Here is an 18,905-nt window from a genome sequence, read left to right as displayed (position 1 = left end):
AAAATTGATGGGCTAATTGAACAAGTTGTTATGCTCCCTTTGGGGTTGACTGGGTGTTGAACCGGGGAGCATTATGTCAAGATCCTCGCTTTCTTGGGGTTCGTATATTCTATTTATTTATGGAATGCACACTTTATATTATTTTTTATCGCCATTCTGCAATGGTGAATTGGAAAATAAAGTCTAAAAGGAAACAGCGATGCGTGATTTTTTTATTGAATGCAAGCGGACGTTTTTATTGGCAATGCCGGTAATGATTGCGTTTGTCTCACAAACTGCTATGGGGGTTGTGGATACCATTATGACCGGAGGGTTTGCTACCACAGACATGGCGGCAGTGGCGCTTGGCCTTTCTATTGGAATGCCGGTGATGGCGTTGGGCACTGGCTTGTTGCTTGGCTTGGTGCCGATCATTGCACAATTGGATGGGGCAAAAAAACAGCATGAGATAGCGACTCAAGTACAGCAAGGGTTTTGGCTAGCACTGTTTTTTGTGCTTTTGATTTTGCCATCGGCATATTATTTTGATGCCATCATCAATTCATTTGGTGAGGTGGAGCCTGAGTTGGTAAGAAAAGCGGTCGGTTATCTTTATGCTATGGCTTTTGCTTTGCCAGCTTATCTGTTTAGCGCAGTGTTACAAGCGCAGTGTGAAGGGATGCAAAATACCAAGCCAGCGATGGTGATCCTCTTATTGGGGTTGGCAGCAAATATTCCGGTAAATTACATTTTTATTTATGGTTTTTGGGGTGTTCCAGCATTGGGCGGTATCGGTTGTGGTATTGCAACGGCAATTATCGCTTGGGTCATGTTTTTTATGATGTATGGCTATGTTAAATATGCTCCGTCAATGCGTTGTGTGAATTCGAAACAGCGTTTTGCTAAACCGAATCTATCGGTATTAATTAGCCTGTTTTCACTTGGGCTGCCGATTGCATTATCGATGTTTTTTGAAGTGGTGTTGTTTGCGGTAGTGGCTTTATTGATTGCTCCACTGGGAGGGACAATCGTTGCTGCTCACCAAGTGGCATTGAATTTTAGTACACTAATGCTGGTATTACCGGCATCGTTAGGGGTGGCTGCGACTATTCGGGTTGGGCATAGGCTAGGAGAACGCTCAGTGTCTGCGGCTAAAACGTCTTCGTATGCTGCGTTCAGCCTGGGTATTTTGCTTGCCATTGGTACTGCAGTTTTTACTTTTTCACTACGCGAACAGATTGCGTTGTTGTATAACGACAACCCTGAGGTGGTGGCTCTTGCGGCGCATCTGATGTTTTTTGCTGCACTTTTCCAGATATCCGATGCGATACAGGCGATTGGTGGCGGAGTGTTGCGTGGATATAAAGAAACATTGTCGATTTTTTTCATTACCTTCACAGCTTACTGGCTGATCGGGTTGCCAATAGGCTATGCGTTGGCATTAACCGATATTATCGTACCGGCAATGGGGGTGGCTGGTTTTTGGATAGGGTTTATTTTTGGTCTGACAACAGCGGCTTCATTAATGTTGTGCCGTATCTTTGTTCTGCAACGCAAGCCGGCAGAACATATATTGGCTCGTGTGTCAGGTGCTGAGTATCTCAATGAGCCGGTTTAGTACTGTTTGAGCTGCGAACGATGCGTGATTTTCTATTTTGTCGGCAAGATTTTTATCGTACCAAGAAAAATAAATTCCACGCTGAGGTGGTAGCGAGCACATCAAGCAGGTTTAATCACCTTGCTTGGTGTGCCTAAACTGGACGTGGTGATTTGGCGATATTCGCCACTAGCGCTGAATGACCGTGAGTATTGCCTGTGTAGACCGTTGCTCACCTGTGGATTCACCGCACAGTCGGAATGACATCCAGCCTTGAACATTAATGCTGCCACCATTTGGCGTCATTTGAGGTAATTGAACCCCCTCTTGACCATCAAAATACATGTTGCCACCGCCACTGCAGGTAGGCACCGTGCTGGACCAATTTCCGACAACAAACAGTCTAGAAGCAGGTACTCTCAGGCTCCTGTTGTCGGGAGCAAGCCGGAGAGGCTGACCGGTAGCAGAGATGGTTAGATAAGGCGTCACCGGTGCGGCTGATTGATTGCTGCATTGTACTTGATAACTGATCCTCGCTGTGCCGCCGTAACCGCCCTCAACAACTAAATCAACACTGCCAGGTACGTTCAAGCTACATGAGGAGGGGGCGAAAACAACCTCTACTTTACCGAGTTCATTGATTAAATTACCGCTGGTTGTGAAAGAGAAATCGCCATGGTAGAGCATGTTAGAATAGTATCGTCCGGCGGGAACGCTACCGTCAGTATCAATCAAAAATCTGACATTCAATGATGATGAACGTATTGCGGATGGATCGTAGTTTCTGCTGTTGATATTGGGGCAGGCGACTCTGCTCCGTGAATACGGGCTGGTTCCGTCAGCGTGCGATGTAACTGTACCAATTCCCCCAGTACCATCGATGAACCATAACCCTCTGATGTAGGCTACGTAGCCGTCTACGTTAGCCCAATTCTCTTGAGTACGCTGAAAGGTGCCACGCCCATCGGGTAACAAAACGGCATTGATGGGGGTGCCATTTTCGGTATAGAGTCTAAAACCATAGACCCCCACGGTTTGCATAGCGACACCACCGCTTGTGGTTGATTCACAAAGGCCGTTATTCGTAGTGGTAATGGCTGTGAGGCCTCGGGCGGCAGAGTACTCTTTATTATTCAAACTCCCTTCAAGATAGGAAGTTAGCGGAGTAGTTGCGCCGACAATGCCGTAAGCGCCTGTAGGCACGACGGCGGTGAGTATTGGTGCTGCTGTAGCGGTATTGATGGTCACTACGCTTATGGCGGTGGCTGTTCTGATGAGCTTAGTGAGGTGCGATAAAGATCTTTGACTGAGTGCCATGACATCTATCCCTAATGAATGGTTATATATTTTATCAACAAATAAGTTGTAACTCTGTTTCAGTTCCAAGTTAGCAGGGGAATATCTAGAAAGGAGCCTAATAGTAATTGTTTTAAAATATAATATGTTACAGTGTGTTCGTAATATTATAAACAAAATCAACAGGCAGTCAATCGAGCCTTGTAGGCATTTTCTCTTTATTTTAGACTATTTTTTATGTTATCTGCTAATAAGATAGTCTTTGAGTTGGGGCTTTTTATGTAAGGGAGGGCTGTAACGTAGTAGGGAAGGAGTAAATATGAAAAAAGCAGGCACTGTCAGCAAGCCGCATGCTGACAGTGCCTGTTTGTTTAGCCATAGCGTATTGGTATTCGGTTACGGCCAGGTGATCGTTGCTGTTGCCTGTGCGGTTCCAAGCCCATATTCACTGGCCGCATTGCTGCAGAGTGTCCAAGTTAATGGGATTGCCGTTTGCCCTACACCTACATTGGGTACATCAACCGATTGACCGTTAAACTGGATCTGTGCGGCATCAAGACTGCTGCAACCGGCAGTATTCGCTGTTCTCACACCACGGATTTCTGCCATGCTAGCGCCGCTGCTCCCTTTCAACATCAAGGTATCGGTTGTGCGACCACTGTTACCGCTGAATGCCAGTTTCACTGTCGTGGTGTTATTGCCCTGATCAACTACTGATGGACAGTTAATGTTCAACTGTGATGGAAAAACAGCAAGTTGCTCTTTATCTGCGCTGTTGTAGCTCACCATACCAAAAGAGACGTTCGAATCCTGAAATGACACGGTGCAATCGGTTGGTGGACTGATGGTGAATTTACTTGTCTGAAGTACCACAGGGAAGATCACGTTTGTGTCGTTAAACTGTGTCAGATAGAAATTCGGTACAGTATAGGTGCCAGTCTTGGCATTCGGGCCGATATAGAGCGCCATGACGCCATTATTTAGGCTAGTGCCGGTTTCATACCGAACCAGTCTTGCCCCAATATCATTGCTGGAGAGGCCGACACACCAAGGTGAGGTTGCAATAGTGGTGGTGGTAAAAGCACCATTGGCAGCCCAGCGACCTGTGACAGTTGTTTTGGTCGTTCCGCTGATCTGGTTGTAGTAAGTGCCAGTGATATTGCCAGCGGTCATTGCCAGTATAACGTCTTCAGCTATTTTATAGCCGGTTATCGCTCCTGTTGATAGTGTGGCTATTTTACTGGTATTCATACAGCCACCACCAACGTCTGGAAGTGTGGTGGTAAGTGCGCCGCCAACATGCCTATAAGGGTTTATTGTGGGATCCCAACTGGCCTGAGCAATCGAGGCAGACCAAGATAGAGGGGTGCTCCACACCTTTCCTGCACCGACGGTGTAGGTTCCGCTAGGGCCAGCCACTGCTGCTGAGGCGATGCCAGGGGCCGCGAGTAGTAGTAATGTGGCCCACATTTTCCAGCCATAGTGCGGGGTAGCGTGTTGGGTTTGGAATAGAGCGCGATGCGTCATTATGTTATTTTTCTCATTTTAAATATTATATATATCAGATAGCCCGCTTTTACCTGTTGTCTAACTGAGTTGAGTCGATTGACCTGCGATGGTTACGGATAGTTGACTTCTGGTGAAAAAGGGTTACCAACTGCAATAGCACTAATCGGTTAGCGCTAATTTGCCGTTGTACAGAAACAGAATTTCTGTTGGCAATAGACTCATTTGATCCTGATGTTAAGAAAATAATCACCCTAGCGATTGAAGAACAACGGCCTCTCTATCACTGTTTGGGGAAGCTGTGCTCGTTTCTGCATTGCTGCTTTTTTGCAGTTCTGCTTAGACGTTAAACAGACATCTAATATCAACAGTGTATTGCTTAATTTAAATTTATAAATCAAGTAATTATTGTCTTGGCTTCTGATATCGATTTAGCTTAATCGATTAAGCCGTTGATGGTGAGTTTACGCAGAATGGGTTGTTAAGCAAATTGTTAAGACCTATCAATGTAAGTTTATCATTTGGTTTTATCTTCTACCTGTTTATGATAATGATTCATTTTTATGCTGTTTGTTTCAAATTATTTGGTTAAAAATTCTGTATTACTTACTTAGATCAATAAAACAGCTCGATTTTTGAGTTAACCTAGCCTGGGACGGCTGCCCATTTGTACTAATCTGCTTAACTATCACGGTTCAGGGAGTTTCGCAGCATTTATTGCCGTAAATTCTGCACCAGATCGACCAAGGTATAGGCAGAAGCTGTTTGTAATTTGAACTATTGCAGTCATGGCAGCATTGACTGTGCTTATTTTATGCTAACCCTAGGCTCTTGAGTCAGTTCAGTCATGAAACAGGGCAAGATTACGAACGTTTTTTAACCAAAAACAGTATTTGACCTGAGCACGTGTTGATGTTTTTCCCCTTATCAAAGCAAAAGCATTGTCTCGCGCCTCTCCCTGCAAAGGGGGAGGCTGGGAGGGGGTATTTCAAAATAATCAAATGCGTTAAAACCCCACCCTAACCCTCCCCTTATTAAGGGGAGGGAACTACCTGGCTCCTCGTATTGTGGCACAGAACAAACTTTAGTTAATAATCGATTAAAAAACGTTCATGCGTTTGCCCTGAGTCATGAAAAGGTAGCCCTTTCTCATTCGATACACTGTCAGTTTGTTGGCAGCTACTGCTGCGGTGATGAGTTATTCGATAGGTAGCATCAACTTCGATAGATTGTCGTGACCGATTAATCGGCGTATTATACCCTACTATAAAAGTCAACTATTGGGTGGATACTATGATTCATATAACTGAGGCTGCACAAGAGCACTTCGCCAAGCTATTGGCAAATCAGGAAGAGGGGACGCAAATTCGTGTGTTCGTTATCAATCCGGGCACGCCAACGGCAGAGTGCGGAGTGTCGTACTGTCCACCTGATGCAGTAGAAGCGAGTGATGTTGAGCTAAAATTCGATAAGCTTTCTGCTTATGTTGATGAGTTGAGCGCTCCTTATCTGGAACAGGCTGAAATTGATTTTGTTACTGATCAAATGGGTTCACAACTGACACTGAAAGCGCCAAATGCCAAGATGCGCAAAGTCGATGATGATGCTCCGTTGTTGGAACGTGTTGAGTATGTGCTGCAATCGCAGGTCAATCCGCAACTGGCTAGCCACGGAGGTCGAGTGACTTTGATGGAGATCACCGATGAAGGTATCGCGATCCTACAGTTTGGTGGCGGTTGCAATGGTTGCTCGATGGTTGATGTCACCCTAAAGGAAGGGATTGAGAAAGAGCTACTGAAGCAGTTTCCTGAGTTAAAAGGTGTGCGTGATCTGACTGAACATCAGCGTGGCTCGCACTCATACTATTAATATCTTCTGTGTGGCGGGGGGGGCGTGTTCTCCCGCCATTTATCTTTATCTAGCCAGCCGTTGATGACGCGGTGCAAATCTGATGCACAACCTTGGTGATGGCCGTGGTTAAACGTGACAACTGTAGACTGTTGATGTTGTACGGTGGCATCAGATAGATCAATCGTCCAAATGGCCTGATCCATACGCCATCAGCAACAAACTGTGCCTGTAGCGCCGCAACATCCACGGCCTGCTTCATCTCAACAACACCGATTGCCCCCAATATCCGCACATCCGCAACGTTTGGCAGATCAGCGAGTGGCTGCAACTGTTGACGTAGCTGCATTTCAATCGTAGCCACCTGTTGTTGCCACTGATTGTTGGCCAGCAGATTAAGGCTGGCAGAGGCGACGGCACAGGCCAATGGGTTAGCCATAAAAGTGGGGCCATGCATAAAGCAGCCGGCAGCACCATCGCTAATGGTTTCTGCCACTCGACGTGTAGTCAGTGTCGCGGAGAGTGTCATATAGCCACCCGTCAGTGCTTTTCCGAGGCATAAAATATCGGGCACAACCTCAGCGTGCTGGCAGGCAAACAGTTTACCGGTGCGGCCAAACCCAGTGGCGATCTCATCGGCAATCAGCAGCAGCTGGTGACGATCACACAGCTCGCGTAACCGCTTGAGATAAGTGGGATGGTAGATGCGCATTCCACCAGCGCCTTGCACAATCGGTTCAATGATCACTGCCGCAATCTGTTTGTCATGTTTTTCAATTAATTGAGTTAATGGCGCGATCTCATGTTCATCCCAGACTTGATCAAAGCGGCACTGTGGGGCAGGAGCAAACAACTGAGCGGGGAGATAGCCCTGATACAGGCTATGCATCGTTCCGGCAGGATCACAAACGGACATTGCGCCGAAGGTGTCGCCGTGGTAGCCGTGGCGCACAGTCAACATTCGTTGCCGTGGTTCACCGCGTGCTTGCCAATACTGTAAGGCCATTTTAAGTGCAACCTCCACCGCGACTGACCCGGAGTCAGCCAGAAACAGGCAGTCAAGTGCTTGTGGCGTGATGGCGATCAGTTGTCTCGCCAGCGTTACCGCAGCAGGATGGGTGATACCGCCAAACATGACATGTGACATCTGCGCTAGCTGTTGACTAACGGCCTGATTTAATACTGGATGATTATAGCCGTGGATTGCAGCCCACCACGAGGACATGCCATCAATCAGCTTACGTCCATCGGCAAGTTGCAACTCGACACCGCTGGCAGCAGTGACTGGATAGCAGGGTAGAGGCTGTGTCATCGAGGTATAGGGGTGCCAAATATGGCGCTGATCAAAAGCCAGATCGTCGGTAGTCAATAACATCACTTGTAAACCATTAGTTGATATTTGCGGTTGACAGTATAGCGGTAATACTTACACTGGCGATACATTTTGATTGTATCGGGAGAGCTGTTAATGGCTGAGCAGAATCGCTGGACTCTGGAACAGGCACAAATGCTGTTTGAAAAACCATTGCTTGAGTTGCTATTTGAAGCACAAACGGTTCATCGCCAGCATTTTGATGCGCGGCAAATCCAGATCAGTACCCTGTTATCGATAAAAACCGGTGCTTGTCCGGAAGATTGTAAATATTGCCCACAGAGTGCCCGCTATAAAACTGGCCTGGAGAGTGAACAACTGATGCAGGTTGAACAGGTGCTGGCAGCAGCACGTCAAGCCAAGGCGGCAGGCGCGAGCCGTTTCTGTATGGGTGCAGCTTGGCGAGATCCCCACCAGCGTGATATGCCCTATTTACAGCAAATGGTGCAGGGGGTTAAGGCTCTCGGTATGGAGACCTGCATGACACTGGGTATGCTGAGTGATGAGCAGGCGCAGAGCCTGGCTGCGGCCGGACTGGATTACTACAACCATAACTTGGATACTTCGGCAGAGTTTTATCACCAGATCATCACAACACGCCGCTATCAACAGCGGCTAGATACCCTGCAACATGTGCGCAATGCCGGGATCAAACTGTGCAGTGGCGGTATTGTTGGCCTGGGCGAAAGTGTGGCTGATCGTGCTGGGCTGCTGCTGCAACTGGCTAATTTACCGGTTGCTCCGGAAAGTGTGCCGATCAACATGCTGGTAAAAGTACCCGGCACGCCACTGGCAGAGAGTCCTGACGTGGATCCGTTTGATTTTATCCGCACTATTGCGGTGGCTCGCATTATGATGCCGACCTCGTATGTGCGCCTATCGGCAGGGCGTGAACAGATGAGTGAACAGACACAGGCGCTCTGTTTTATGGCTGGAGCAAACTCGATCTTCTATGGCTGCAAACTGCTCACCACCACTAACCCGGCACAGGATCGTGATCGGCAACTGTTTGTTAAGCTTGGTCTAAACCCGCACTGGGTCACTAGCGAACAGGGTGATAAGCAACAACAACAGCAGTTGAGCGAGCAGTTGCTACGCGCCGATACTGCCCAGTACTACAATGCAGCAGAGTGATGAACTGGCAGCAGCGTATTGAGCAAGCGCTCAGGGAGCAGCAACAGCAAAATGCTTATCGTCAGCGGCAGGTACATTATGGCGTCAATGGCCGTCATGTAGCGCTGAATGGCAGGTGTTATCTCAATTTCTCCAGTAATGACTATTTAGGGCTTAGCCAGCATCAAGCGGTGATTGCTGCGTGGCAACGAGGGGCAGAGCGTTATGGTGTCGGTAGCGGCGGTTCTGCCCATGTCAGTGGTTTTTCTGCTGCGCACCAGCAGTTAGAACAGCAACTGGCCGATTGGCTTGGTTACCCGCGTGCGTTACTGTTTATTTCCGGCTATGCCGCCAATCAGGCGGTATTAGCGGCATTAATGCGCAACGGCGATGCGATATTAGCCGATAGATTAAGCCATGCATCACTGCAGGAAGCGGCACATTTAAGCCCCGCACAGTTACGCCGTTTTCAGCATAATCGACCGGAAAAATTAGCCGCACTGCTGCAAAAAAAATGTCTCGGCCAGCAACTGGTGATCACTGAAGGGGTATTCAGCATGGATGGCGACACCGCACCGTTGGTGGAGCTTCAGGCACTGGCACAGCAACACGCGGCCTGGTTGCTGGTGGATGATGCACATGGTATTGGCAGTTATGGCGATCGAGGCCGTGGCAGTTGCTGGCAACAAAATGTTAAACCAGAGATCTTGGTGATCACCTTTGGTAAAGCTTTTGGAGTCAGTGGTGCGGCAGTGCTGTGCTCTGATTTTTTAGCGGAATATCTGCTGCAATTTGCCCGTCATTTAATCTACAGCACTGCAATGCCACCGGCACAAGCCTGTGCGGTACAGGCAGCACTGCACTGTATCCAGCAGGGCGATCACTTGCGCCAGCAGTTACAAAGCCATATTCGACAATTTCGCACTGGCGCCGCACAACTTGCATTGCCGCTGGCGGATTCAGAGAGTGCCATTCAGCCGCTGCTGGTAGGTGACAATCAGCAAGCGCTGCAATTGGCTGAATGCCTACGCACACATGGGATATGGGCAACGGCGATCCGCCCGCCTACCGTGCCGCTTGGTAGCGCTCGCCTACGTCTGACGCTCAGTGCGACACATCAGGCGCAGGATATTGAACGTCTGCTGGAGGTGCTTGATGTCGCGACGCGATAATTATTCAAATAAACAGTCGGTTGCACAGGCATTTAGCCGTGCGGCAAGCCACTATGACAGCGCAGCACAATTGCAACGTGAGGTGGGGGAACGGCTACTGGCATTCGGGAGTGCGCATACAGGTTTATCGGTGCTGGATGCAGGATGTGGCACCGGTTATTTTAGCCGCCGTTGGCGTGCGTTGGGTAAACAGGTGATCGCGTTGGATCTGGCGCCTGGTATGTTGGCTTATGCACGCCAACAGCAGGCAGCGAACCACTACCTACAGGCAGATCTTGAGCATCTGCCGTTGTCAGCAGAGGTGATTGATATCTGTTTCAGTAATTTAGTAGTGCAGTGGTGCCACAGTTTACCACAAGTGCTAGCGGAGCTATTGCGCATTACCCGGCCGGGTGGGCTGATCTTGTTTTCGACCTTGGCTGAAGGTTCATTGCACCAGTTGGCTGAAGCCTGGCAGCGAGTGGATGGAACGTCACATATCAATCAATTTCTGCCATTGTCAGAGATCCGCACAGCCTGTCAACGCTATAAACATCACCTGGAAGTGAGTTGGAACACGTTGAATTATCCGAATGTACTGACATTGATGCACGGATTAAAAGCGATTGGCGCGACACATTTGCAGCAAGGACGTCACAGAGGCCTACTTTCGCGCCAACGGCTACTTGCTTTGCAGGCAGCCTATCCCAAGTGCGATCGCCAGCTTCCGCTCAGCTACCACTTAGTCTATGGAGTTATTCAGCGTGATTAAATATTTTGTCACTGGCACCGATACTGAAGTTGGGAAAACGGTCGTCAGTTGTGCGTTATTGCAAGCCGCTGCTGAGCAGGGTTGGCGCTGTGCCGGTTATAAACCGGTTGCCTCTGGTTGTCACATGACGCCGCAGGGATGGCGTAATAGCGATGCCTTAGCATTACAGCGGCACAGCAGTGTGCCGCTTGACTATCAACAAGTAAACCCCTACCGCTTTGTTGAAGCAACAGCACCCCATATCGCCAGTGCCATTGAGCGGCGGCCAATCGCACTCGCTGATCTCAGCGCTGGTTTACGTCAACTTGAGCAGCAGGCGGATTGGCTGGTGATCGAGGGGGCGGGAGGATGGTTTACGCCACTCTCTGCACAACAGACGTTAGCTGATTGGGTGCAGCAAGAGCAACTTGCAGTGATCTTGGTGGTAGGGGTCAAGTTAGGTTGTATTAATCACGCCATGCTGACTGCATTAGCCATCAGGCAAGCGGGATTGCGATTGGCTGGATGGGTTGCCAACACAGTGATGGCACCGGGGGGACGTCATCAACAGTATCTGGCAGCATTGTGTCAGCGCTTGCCTGCACCACTTTTAGGTACGTTTCCTCATTTAGCCGCTGTTGAACAACAGCGATTGGCGCACTATTTGGACTTATCCCGGCTGATATATTGAGTGCACCTAACAAAAAATAATTGTAATTCAATTATATGTATTTTGTTGGCTAGTTAAACCAGCCGTTAGTTTAGCTGGCGGTAAAAAAGGTGTTTTTTTGTAAAAAAATATTAATCAACGCATTGCCAGGGGATGGCACAGTGATCGCACTACTGATGTAACTCCCGTCCGTCGCGGGGTAGTGTGAGTTATCCACTATTCTTGTGGATAACCTTGTGCATTATCCCTAGAAAAGTCTGTTAAACAGCGATCCTAGGCGGGTTTTGCCTTTGTTGCCTGTATTCTCATCTTTTTTTGATTTTGTTATTTATCAGTTGATTAAATAAAATCAAGCCATCAGGATCAAGCAGCGTATAAGCAGTTATTTTCCAGCTAGTAGTGCGTGGCCGGTTTAGCTTGGGGATAACATTTAGGCTGTTTGGCACGAGCAGAATTATCCTGCTGATGTGATAGCTATTATTTGAGATAACGACATTATTGCCGCCGCGACTCAACTTATCGCTAGTTGCTAAATCGCTATCGCTCTGCCTGCTCAGCAGCGTTGAGTGAGGTGTTGAGTCAAAGGAGTGCGTGGCAATTTACGCGCCAGAGGCACTGGATATCACTTTGATCACCTGCTATAGCTTGTTGAGTCATTAAACTGTTTTTGGCATCACTCTTGTTTTGCTGGTTTTATATCCAGTATCATGATGGCAGTGTTTGCTCGCGCTATCGGGTTCTCACAGACTGCAAGTTTCAATAGACTTATTGTTACAATCACTGCGCAGATACATATTTTTGTTACTGCCTGGTCACAAATCGGGAGGAAAAACGGTAATGGGCAAACACTTTAAGCTACATGCAGAGTTCAAACCGGCAGGTGACCAACCTCAAGCCATTGATAAATTGAAGGCTGGACTGGAGAATGGATTAGCGCACCAGACGCTGCTCGGTGTAACAGGCTCTGGTAAAACCTTCACCATCGCCAATGTGATAGCTGATCTCAATCGCCCAACAATGGTGTTGGCACCGAACAAGACCCTGGCAGCCCAGCTCTATGGTGAAATGAAAGCCTTCTTCCCAGAAAATGCCGTTGAGTATTTTGTCTCCTATTACGACTACTATCAGCCAGAAGCCTATGTACCCAGCTCGGATACCTTTATTGAGAAGGATGCGTCGGTCAATGAGCATATCGAACAGATGCGGCTCTCTGCCACCAAAGCGCTGCTAGAACGGCGTGACGTGGTGGTTGTCGCCTCGGTATCCGCCATTTATGGTCTCGGAGATCCCGATCTCTATTTAAAGATGATGCTGCATTTAACGCAGGGGATGTTGATCGACCAGCGGGCTATTCTGCGTCGTTTGGCGGAGCTGCAATACACCCGTAACGACCAGGTATTTCAACGCGCAACTTTCCGGGTGCGTGGTGAAGTGATAGATATCTTTCCGGCAGAGTCGGATGAATTGGCACTGCGGGTAGAGTTGTTCGATGAGGAGGTCGAGCGTCTATCGCTGTTCGATCCGCTGACCGGGCAGATGATCCAGACCGTGCAGCGATTTACCATTTACCCGAAAACACACTACGTCACACCGCGAGATCGCATCGTTGAAGCGATGGAAGCGATTAAACTGGAGTTGGCACAACGGCGGCAAGTGCTGCTGGCCAACCACAAACTGGTCGAAGAGCAGCGGCTAGCACAGCGTACCCAGTTCGATCTGGAGATGATGAATGAGTTGGGCTACTGTTCCGGCATTGAAAACTATTCACGCTATCTCTCTGGTCGAGAGGAAGGGGAACCGCCACCAACACTGTTCGACTACCTGCCCGCCGATGGATTACTGGTGGTGGATGAGTCGCATGTTACCATTCCACAAATCGGCGGAATGTATAAAGGCGACCGATCACGCAAAGAGACACTGGTCGAGTATGGGTTTCGTCTGCCGTCTGCACTGGATAACCGGCCAATGCGTTTCGAGGAATTTGAAGCACTCGCACCGCAGACCATCTATGTTTCTGCGACCCCCGGTAAGTATGAGTTGGAAAAGTCCGGTGGAGAGGTGATTGATCAGGTGGTGCGCCCCACCGGATTGTTGGATCCACTGGTGGAAGTACGGCCTGTATCAACACAGGTTGATGATCTACTCAGTGAAATTCGCCAACGCAGTGCAAAAGATCAGCGCGTATTAGTCACCACATTAACCAAACGAATGGCGGAAGATTTAACTGAATATCTGGAAGAGCACGGCACACGGGTACGTTATCTACATTCGGATATCGATACCGTGGAGCGGGTGGAAATTATTCGTGATTTGCGGCTGGGTGAGTTTGATGTACTGGTCGGGATCAACCTGCTGCGTGAAGGGTTGGATATGCCGGAGGTATCGCTGGTTGCTATTTTGGATGCCGATAAAGAGGGTTTTCTGCGTTCAGAGCGCTCATTGATTCAGACCATTGGTCGTGCTGCGCGTAATCTCGATGGCAAAGCGATCCTCTATGGCGACAAGATCACCGAATCTATGGCGAAGGCGATCGGTGAAACAGAGCGCCGTCGGATCAAACAGCAGAACTACAACCAGACCCATAATATTGTCCCCAAAGGATTGAATAAAAAAATCAATGACATTTTGCAACTCGGTCAGCCGGTTAATAGCAACAAAGCAAAAACGCGTGGTCGGGTAGCGGCGGAGCATTCACCCAGTTATCAGCCACTAACTGCACAAGCGTTGGAGCAAAAAATTCAGCAACTGGAAGCGAAAATGTATGCACACGCCCAGGATTTGGAGTTTGAACAGGCGGCGGCACTGCGCGATGAGATCCACCAACTGCGTCAGCAGTTCATTGCATTGTCGTAAGTTGTTCAGAGAGGCATCAACATGCGGTAAAACGCGATGTTTTTAGCGCTTGTTAAACCAGCAAGATTTTTGCTGGCAGGAAAAATGGATTGATGAGATTGGTCGTTGCTGCGTAATCAGTGACGATAATGCATGATGCATCGAGGCGTGTCAGCTTTGTGACAATAGGCTGGTTTGATCATAAGCGAATTTGATTATACACTCCCTGAGGAGTGATGCTCATGGCGCTGTAGGGTGCTGTTGAAAGCGCAAAACAAAACGGAGGAGTTCCAGATGAAGAACGCCACTAAGCGGATATTGCGGTCTATCGGTTCAATTCTTGATCTACAACCTGCTGGTGAATATGAGGAGTTCCGAAAATTATCGTCTGATTATCAGATGGTTGGCGGGGACTGGAAGGTTGTTGGGGATTATCTCAGGGAATCGATGAAGACCTATGAGTCGAAGAAAACACGACACGGTTGCCAAAACTAAACAAAGACCATCAAAGCAGGCACCAGTTACTCGGACTGAAGCAGTCCACGAAGCTGTTGATGGAACAGCTGCGTTATTGATGCAAGACGCAAGTAGTGATCCTGAATTAATAGAAAGAATTACCGAATCGCCTGATGGTGTGGGAGTAATGATGAAGGTCTCCAGAATGAGGACAGGCCCACTCCCCGACGCTGAGGAACTTGCAAGGTATGAGAGAGTAACGCCCGGGCTGGCTAAAGAAATTGTTGGCATGGCAAAAAGCGAACAAAACCACCGGCATGAGATGACTCGGCGGGCTCTCGAAGGTGCGATATCAAAGGATAAACGGGGACAAATACTCGCCTTCGCGTGTGTTCTTGTGTTGTCCGGCGTCTCACTGGCAATGGTAGCGAGTGGAGCTTATTGGCCTGCCACCACTGTTTTGGGGACAACGCTGGTGGCATTAGTCAGTGTTTTTCATTTCGGTAGGCGGCGGCAAACACAGACAAGTGAATCCGAAGAAAAACACAAATAAAGTCGATAGTTAAGACTATTTTTACCTATCCACATAGTCGAGAAACTCTGATCAAATGACTAAACCCGTTCCGACGGGTTTTTTTACGCCGATAGAATACATGATCTGGAAGGCAAGACTGTTATTTCTCTCTTGTTCTTGGTGTAATTTTCAAAAAAAACAATAAATTATTTTCACTTAAGCCTATGAGGCCACTAATCGATGCCTCAGTCTTACATGGTTTTCTCCCACACTACAGCAGCGATACGAGGTTCTGCCTGCGTGTTGGCCTGTTTCTATGCTATAGTGAGCCGTTTTTTCGTTACCTTTGCCCAGCACCCCATGAATCAGGGGTGCTGTATGGTGTCCTGATAAAGTAAAAATACGGCAAACGACCCAAAATGCACGAGAATATCCCCCCGATCGCTCAAAAGAAATCTATCGAAAAGAGAGAAATAACATCTCGTTACCATGCCCACCGCTTCAGCGTGGCACCGATGTTGGATTGGAGTGATCGCCACTGTCGTTACTTCCACCGTTTGTTAAGCAAACAAGCGCTTCTTTATAGTGAGATGGTCACTACCGGTGCGATTATTCATGGCAAAGGTGATTATTTAGCTTACAACGAGGAAGAGCATCCTGTTGCACTGCAATTGGGTGGCAGTGATCCTAGCGCACTGGCGTATTGTGCCAAATTGGCCGAGCAACGCGGTTATGACGAGATCAATCTCAATGTTGGTTGCCCTTCAGATCGTGTACAAAATGGCCTGTTTGGAGCCTGCCTGATGGGGCAGGCAAGGCTGGTGGCGGATTGTGTCAAAGCGATGCGAGATGCAGTGAGTATTCCGGTAACAGTCAAAACCCGTATTGGCATTGATCATCAGGATAGCTACGCTTTTTTGTGCGATTTTGTTGCCACGGTGGCTGAGCATGGTGGGTGTGATATGTTCACTATCCACGCTCGTAAAGCTTGGCTTTCAGGATTAAGTCCAAAAGAGAACCGTGAAATTCCCCCATTAGATTATCCGCGTGTTTATCAACTTAAGCGTGATTTCCCCACTTTGACGATTGCGATCAATGGCGGCATCAAAACATTGGCAGAGGCAGAACAGCACCTGCAGTATGTTGATGGCGTGATGGTTGGCCGTGAGGCATATCAGAATCCCAGTCTATTAGCACAAGTGGATAACAGGATTTTTTCCGCTAATCAGCCGATAATCGACAATATTGCGGTTGTTGAGGCGCTCTACCCCTATATTGAACGAGAGTTGGCAAAAGGAACCTATCTTAGCCACATAACGCGTCATATTCTTGGGTTGTTTCAGGGGATACCGGGTGCTCGGCAGTGGCGTCGTCATTTGAGTGAACATGCTCACAAACCAGGGGCTAGTGTGGCGACAGTGGAGCAGGCGTTAGCTTTTATGCGTCCTGCGGCTAATAACATGTGTGCAAACTAGTTGATTTATTGTTCGTCAATCGCGTGACAAAAAAGAATAGTTATAAAACGAATAGTGATAGCGGCCAGATGAATGCGGTTGAGTATATTTGACTATCACATTTGCTTAAACAGGGTGAATTGATTGGCAGTGTTTGCAATATATTCGTCATCAAGTGTGATAATTATCTCAAGCGAGCAAAGATGAGTTACCTCTGTTGAGATAAGTAACAATCGCTATTAACATTTGTTGTCGATCAGTCACCGATTTTTTGATATCGCGCGTGGTATATCCTCTGGTTTTTGTCAGCAATTTTTTCATCCCCGCCAATGCGGGGAACAGATAGTGTCAATTTCATTGCTACGCAATTTTCAGGTTCATCCCCGCAACAACGGGGAATAGCAACTCAATTGTTGCGATTCAAGCTGTAATGATGGAAAAATAAGCATTGATATTTCTATACTCTGCACGTTCTACATCTTCTTACGTTGAGTAACGCTATTTACTCCAGAAGAAACCTCACGACACCCTGTAAATGTTAGACCAATATTGAAAATAGATTGGTAGTTTGCATAAATTTTTTTATCCGGATAGCTGAGCGCAACACTCTGTTCTGGCTGAGTTGCAGCATTATCGTAGCTAAGACAATATATTAATCCGAGTGAACACCAGCTAAACCGCCCATTTTTTCGACATAACGGGTGAGAAGAACAGCAACACAACACGACAGTTGGTGCATAGAGCCATGTTTATTTATCTGTAATCGGGCAGCTAGCTGTCGCCAGTGCCGTGCGGCAGCGAGCACTGCCTATGTTTTGACGTAGGCTACTGTGAGGGAAACTTGATTCATCCCCGCAACTGCGGGGAGGTAATGCCCATCGATGGTTCTATCGACCACAACCTTGGTTCATCCCTGCTCAGGCAGGGAAACAGCCGTAGGCTGAAAATTCCGAGATGTCAGTGTCCGAACTTAATGAGTACACTGGCAGATGATAAATATATCTGTGTGATATCAACACACGAGCAACAAAGAGTCTTAAAATTAAGAACATTTTTAGAGCAAAAAAGATACAAAGATAATTTTATTTTGTCAACAAATTACGTAATTAGCATTAGCCTCTGCCGAGTGTGAGTAAGCCACAGCCGAGAGATTTGGCCGGGCCAATACCAGCGGACATTGCTGCACACAATAGTTCGGGATCGACAACGCGTAAATAACCATCAAAGGTGACACTTAATACGCTCAATTTATTCTGCCCTTTACGCGCTTGTAACATGACCATGCCACTACATTGGGTTTGCATTGCTAAAAAGCCATTACGTTCACCCTGTCGAGCTAACCAGCCCAGTTGTTCCTCCTCTTTCATTAATCCCCAGCGTTTACCATGACGACTGACCGTTGGATTTGCCTGTAGGCGAAAACGGAAAGTATGGTCGGTAATTAACCAGCGTTCTGGTTCGACGGTTTTTTCCTGGATCTCCGCATCCAAATAGTGCGACAACTGAATAATGGGTGCCCAATTAGCCTGGAACGCAGATTGCACCAATAATATAGGCTGTTGCCAGCTATGATTAGATTCTAGGCGCCACAAAAAACGTCTTGGTGCTGCTTTGGCATCGGCAACAAAGGCACGTACCAGTGTTCGATGCAACTCGTAAGGGTTGGCCAGATCGCGTTGCACTTCGCGGCTATGCGGATTCAGCATTAATTTAGTTAAGAACATGCTTCCCCCTGTGGTTGCCAAGGCAAGGTAGTGACAAAGCGTGAGCCAAACCGACGCTCAATAAAAGGGGCGATAGGTTGGTCATAGCGTAGAGCCCCCTGAGAAGCTTCCAGTAAGATGCGACGAGGTTGGTCGGTAGCTTGAGTCACTAGCGCGGGGTAGTGGCGCAGCGCGGTCTCTAGATCACTATCACACAGCCCATCAGGTAGATAGACTGGCGGCGACGGGACGCACGCTTTGCGCCCCAAAAAGAGTGGCCAGTGTGGTGCGCGCAGTGCGTGGTGGATTTGTTGCAGTAATTGCCGATCTTCCCCCGCTAGCCCGACCAGAAAAACAGCATCTGCCAGATAATAACGTGGGCTGACCACGGTGCGCCCCAGTTCGACTTTACCGGCGGCAGTCAACACGCCGGTTGCCGTCTGATAGTCACGTAAACAGATCCCTTCCCGATCAACCCGAACACCCATCGACAACATTGCCAGATCATCAATCTCTTCACTGCGATCTCGGCCTAATGCAGCACACACTAGGCCAATGACCCCTGATTTAGAGGGTTCAGTTTCTGTTTCACGCTCATCAAAGCGGCTAGGCGTACCCCAAGATTGCATTGCTCCTTGTAAACGCAGTAGCAGAGTTGGCATA

General features: G+C 48.1%; 14 protein-coding genes. 9 read left to right on the top strand and 5 right to left on the bottom strand.

Annotated elements, in window-relative coordinates; genetic code table 11:
- The first annotated feature begins 199 nt into the window (after window positions 1-199).
- Window positions 200-1,597, top strand: a complete 1,398-nt coding sequence (locus EOJ37_RS01375) for an MATE family efflux transporter (protein WP_127956880.1) — start codon at window positions 200-202, stop codon at window positions 1,595-1,597.
- Window positions 1,598-1,765: 168 nt separating this feature from the next.
- On the opposite strand, the gene EOJ37_RS01370 is transcribed toward EOJ37_RS01375, so the two are convergent.
- Together EOJ37_RS01370 and EOJ37_RS01365 are read right to left on the bottom strand one after the other, a co-directional pair.
- Complete coding sequence (locus tag EOJ37_RS01370; RefSeq protein ID WP_127956878.1) at window positions 1,766-2,893, bottom strand: hypothetical protein; 1,128 nt, start codon at window positions 2,891-2,893, stop codon at window positions 1,766-1,768.
- Between the two features lie 375 nt (window positions 2,894-3,268).
- A complete protein-coding gene (locus EOJ37_RS01365) occupies window positions 3,269-4,399 on the bottom strand; it encodes a fimbrial protein (protein WP_127956876.1) in 1,131 nt (376 codons plus the stop codon).
- Window positions 4,400-5,671: 1,272 nt separating this feature from the next.
- Here EOJ37_RS01365 and nfuA point away from each other — a divergent pair.
- Window positions 5,672-6,247 (top strand): Fe-S biogenesis protein NfuA, encoded by a 576-nt coding sequence (gene nfuA / locus EOJ37_RS01360; protein ID WP_127956874.1) that lies wholly within the window; start codon window positions 5,672-5,674, stop codon window positions 6,245-6,247.
- A gap of 49 nt (window positions 6,248-6,296) precedes the next feature.
- Here nfuA and bioA read toward each other — a convergent pair whose 3' ends face one another.
- Window positions 6,297-7,601 carry an adenosylmethionine--8-amino-7-oxononanoate transaminase gene (gene bioA / locus EOJ37_RS01355; RefSeq protein ID WP_127956872.1) on the bottom strand — a complete coding sequence of 435 codons (1,305 nt, stop codon included), beginning with the start codon at window positions 7,599-7,601 and terminating at the stop codon, window positions 6,297-6,299.
- A gap of 93 nt (window positions 7,602-7,694) precedes the next feature.
- On the opposite strand from bioA, the gene bioB reads away from it, so the two are divergent.
- From bioB to dusA, 7 genes are all read left to right on the top strand, one after another.
- Complete coding sequence (gene bioB / locus EOJ37_RS01350; protein WP_127956870.1) at window positions 7,695-8,732, top strand: biotin synthase BioB; 1,038 nt, start codon at window positions 7,695-7,697, stop codon at window positions 8,730-8,732.
- Window positions 8,732-9,883: an 8-amino-7-oxononanoate synthase gene (gene bioF / locus EOJ37_RS01345; RefSeq protein ID WP_127956868.1), complete on the top strand. Its 1,152-nt coding sequence runs from the start codon at window positions 8,732-8,734 to the stop codon at window positions 9,881-9,883. The genes bioB and bioF overlap by 1 nt, the downstream gene beginning before the upstream one ends.
- Window positions 9,867-10,634 (top strand): malonyl-ACP O-methyltransferase BioC, encoded by a 768-nt coding sequence (gene bioC / locus EOJ37_RS01340; protein ID WP_127956866.1) that lies wholly within the window; start codon window positions 9,867-9,869, stop codon window positions 10,632-10,634. The genes bioF and bioC overlap by 17 nt, the downstream gene beginning before the upstream one ends.
- Complete coding sequence (gene bioD / locus EOJ37_RS01335; protein ID WP_420820606.1) at window positions 10,627-11,304, top strand: dethiobiotin synthase; 678 nt, start codon at window positions 10,627-10,629, stop codon at window positions 11,302-11,304. The genes bioC and bioD overlap by 8 nt, the downstream gene beginning before the upstream one ends.
- An 816-nt stretch (window positions 11,305-12,120) precedes the next feature.
- A complete protein-coding gene (uvrB, locus tag EOJ37_RS01330; RefSeq protein ID WP_127956862.1) occupies window positions 12,121-14,136 on the top strand; it encodes an excinuclease ABC subunit UvrB in 2,016 nt (671 codons plus the stop codon).
- A gap of 436 nt (window positions 14,137-14,572) precedes the next feature.
- Window positions 14,573-15,124, top strand: a complete 552-nt coding sequence (locus EOJ37_RS01325) for a DUF2335 domain-containing protein (RefSeq protein WP_127956861.1) — start codon at window positions 14,573-14,575, stop codon at window positions 15,122-15,124.
- Between the two features lie 380 nt (window positions 15,125-15,504).
- The gene (dusA, locus tag EOJ37_RS01320) at window positions 15,505-16,560 is read left to right on the top strand and encodes a tRNA dihydrouridine(20/20a) synthase DusA (protein WP_127956859.1); all 1,056 of its coding nucleotides are present in this window, start codon (window positions 15,505-15,507) and stop codon (window positions 16,558-16,560) included.
- A 1,091-nt stretch (window positions 16,561-17,651) separates the two neighbouring features.
- Here the strand turns inward: dusA and cas6e are convergent.
- Entirely contained in the window at window positions 17,652-18,263 is a 612-nt protein-coding gene (gene cas6e, locus EOJ37_RS01315; RefSeq protein ID WP_127956857.1) for a type I-E CRISPR-associated protein Cas6/Cse3/CasE, read from the bottom strand.
- A complete protein-coding gene (gene cas5e / locus EOJ37_RS01310; protein WP_127956855.1) occupies window positions 18,254-18,904 on the bottom strand; it encodes a type I-E CRISPR-associated protein Cas5/CasD in 651 nt (216 codons plus the stop codon). Before cas5e ends, cas6e begins: the two co-directional genes overlap by 10 nt.
- Between the last annotated feature and the right edge of the window lies 1 nt (window position 18,905).

Origin of the sequence: Serratia microhaemolytica (genome assembly GCF_004011885.1) — a bacterium.
Classification (GTDB): domain Bacteria; phylum Pseudomonadota; class Gammaproteobacteria; order Enterobacterales; family Enterobacteriaceae; genus Serratia_G; species Serratia_G microhaemolytica.
Note: the sequence above shows the minus strand (reverse complement) of the source record. Positions and strands in the feature narration are given on the sequence as shown.